The organism is Actinospica durhamensis (genome assembly GCF_018139695.1).
GTDB lineage: Bacteria > Actinomycetota > Actinomycetes > Streptomycetales > Catenulisporaceae > Actinospica > Actinospica durhamensis.
This window is the reverse complement of sequence record NZ_JAGSOG010000529.1, coordinates 1-2,076: the sequence shown is the minus strand read 5'-3', so window position 1 is coordinate 2,076 and position 2,076 is coordinate 1. Positions and strand designations below refer to the sequence as shown.

At 68.4% G+C, this 2,076-nt stretch carries 2 protein-coding genes; one reads left to right on the top strand and one right to left on the bottom strand.

What is annotated here, in order from left to right:
* Positions 1 to 54 precede the first annotated feature (54 nt).
* The gene (locus tag KDL01_RS40745; protein ID WP_212534079.1) at positions 55 to 876 is read left to right on the top strand and encodes an SGNH/GDSL hydrolase family protein; all 822 of its coding nucleotides are present in this window, start codon (positions 55 to 57) and stop codon (positions 874 to 876) included.
* A gap of 695 nt (positions 877 to 1,571) precedes the next feature.
* Here KDL01_RS40745 and KDL01_RS40740 read toward each other — a convergent pair.
* Complete coding sequence (locus tag KDL01_RS40740; RefSeq protein WP_368861751.1) at positions 1,572 to 1,907, bottom strand: SMI1/KNR4 family protein; 336 nt, start codon at positions 1,905 to 1,907, stop codon at positions 1,572 to 1,574.
* Positions 1,908 to 2,076: the final 169 nt, after the last annotated feature.

Below are 2,076 nucleotides of genomic sequence, written 5' to 3'. Positions count from 1 at the left end.
TGTGTATAAGAGACACCCCTTTCCCCCGCGCCGCCTACCGACCGGAAGGCAACGATGCCCACGTTCCGTAGCACAGCCCTGCGCCCGATCCTCCTCGTCACCACGATCACCACGATCGCGACCGTCGGCCTGACGCTCGCGCCCGCCGCCGACGCGGCCACCGGCTCGACCGTCTCCTACGTGGCCCTCGGCGACTCCTACTCCGCCGGCGTCGGCACCACCGATTCCGCGGGCTCCTGCGGCCAGAGCCCCGAGGCCTACGGCGCGCTCTACGCCGCCGCCACCGCCCCCGCCTCGTTCACCTTCGCGGCCTGCTCCGGCGCGACCGCGGCCACCACCGAGTCCGGCCAACTCAGCGGCCTGAGCGCGCAGACGAGCCTGGTCAGCCTGACTGACGGCGGCAACGACATCGGCTTCGTCTCCGTCGCCCAGACCTGCCTGCTCGACGGCCAGTCGGCCTGCCTCGCCGCCGAATCGGCCGCCGCCACCACCGCCGAGACCACCCTGCCCGGCGAACTCGACGCGCTCTACTCCGCCATCCAGACCGACGCGCCGCACGCCAGGGTCGTCGTCCTGGGCTACCCCGAGTTCTACGACACCGCCGCACCCCTGTGCATCGACTGGCTCACCCCCGCCGACCACGCCGCCGCGAACCAGCTCGTCCTGACCCTCGACCAGGTCATCCAGACCGAAGCCGCGAAGTACCCCGGCTTCGTCTACGAGAGCGTAGACGCACTGTTCGCGGGCCACCGCATCTGCGACAGCACCCCCTGGATCAACAACCCCGGCCTGGAATCCGGCTGGTACCACCCCACCAACGCGGGCCAGGCCGAGGCCTACCTCCCCGCCCTCGCCGCCGGAGCAAACGCCGGCTGACCCCCACTCCCGGCGGTCGGCCGCGCCCCACGGCCGACCGCCGCGGCATCGCTCCAAGGGAGCAGGTTGCACGAGATCAGTTCACAGTGACGGTCGGGGACCCCGCCATCGTGGTGTCGAGCAGCGGGCCGTAGGTGGCGGTGAAGTAGGTCGCCGCCGGGCAGGCCGAGGACCCGGCCGTACGTGGCAGATACTGCGCCGTGAACTGAACCGTGTTGTTCGCGTTCGAATAGTTCCCGGCGATCGCACTCGACGCGTAGGCGCAGACGATGTTGCCGAATGTGGTGGAAACGCCGAGCCTCGCGCCGACTTCTCGCCGAATATATATGTTGATAAAAAATGGCAGCCACTACAGCAAGCGTCCGCGCCGCAGCCGGCTCTCCCAACTGCCATCGTGCCACTCCCGCTGACCAGAAGGTCGCTGCACTTTAAGTCGGCCGTCTTCAACCCAGATCCTTGCGCCCTGCTCAACGATCAAGGGAGACGACAAGACGAACACGGCGCAGTTGCCCGGCTCATCCGAGTCGAATTCATTGACCAGTAGAGCTCGAGGCGCCGTGATCTTCCCGCCCGCGGCAGCTATCCTCATCCGGCAATCGTCTCGCCCGCTGCCGGAAGTGCACAAGTCTGCCGGGCGATGTGAGTGCCGTACCGCGGCGCGGTACGGCAACGGGCGTGACGACCAGCCCACTGCGCTACACCGTGATACGTCCGGAGAGCCACCCTTCGAGGTAGTCGCCGAGCCCGCGCGCCACCCACATCCGGCTGTCGTCCCCGTGGTTCCATACGAACACGTCGAGCCGACCGGTGTGTGGCACGAGTCCGAACAGGTCGTCGTTGCCGGCGTCGCCGAAGAAGAGCAGCGAGTCGAATGGCATGTAGAGGCTCGCGAAATCGGCGTCGCGCCGAAGCCTGAGATTCTCGGCGGCGATGCGCTCAATCGACCACACCAGGCCCAAGCCGTACTCCCCCTCGACGCCGTTGCTCTCGGCGAGCAGGGCGGCGAGTTCCGCAGGAAGCGACTGGCTCAGGCTCGGGCGTTCCGGGGCGGAACGGTTTCGCGTGGTGTGGGCGGCGCGGTCACTGGATGACGTCGGTTGTCTCGGAGTTCAGGATGTCGATGTCGCCGAGTAGGCCGTGGGGACCGCCGGCGGCGAGGGGCGGGGGCAGGGTTCCGTGCACGGCGACGCAGGCCATCAC

Coding starts and splice junctions, on each gene's coding strand:
- KDL01_RS40745 (WP_212534079.1), top strand. CDS start 55: ATGCCCACGTTCCGTAGCACAGCCCTGCGCCCGATCCTCCTCGTCACC.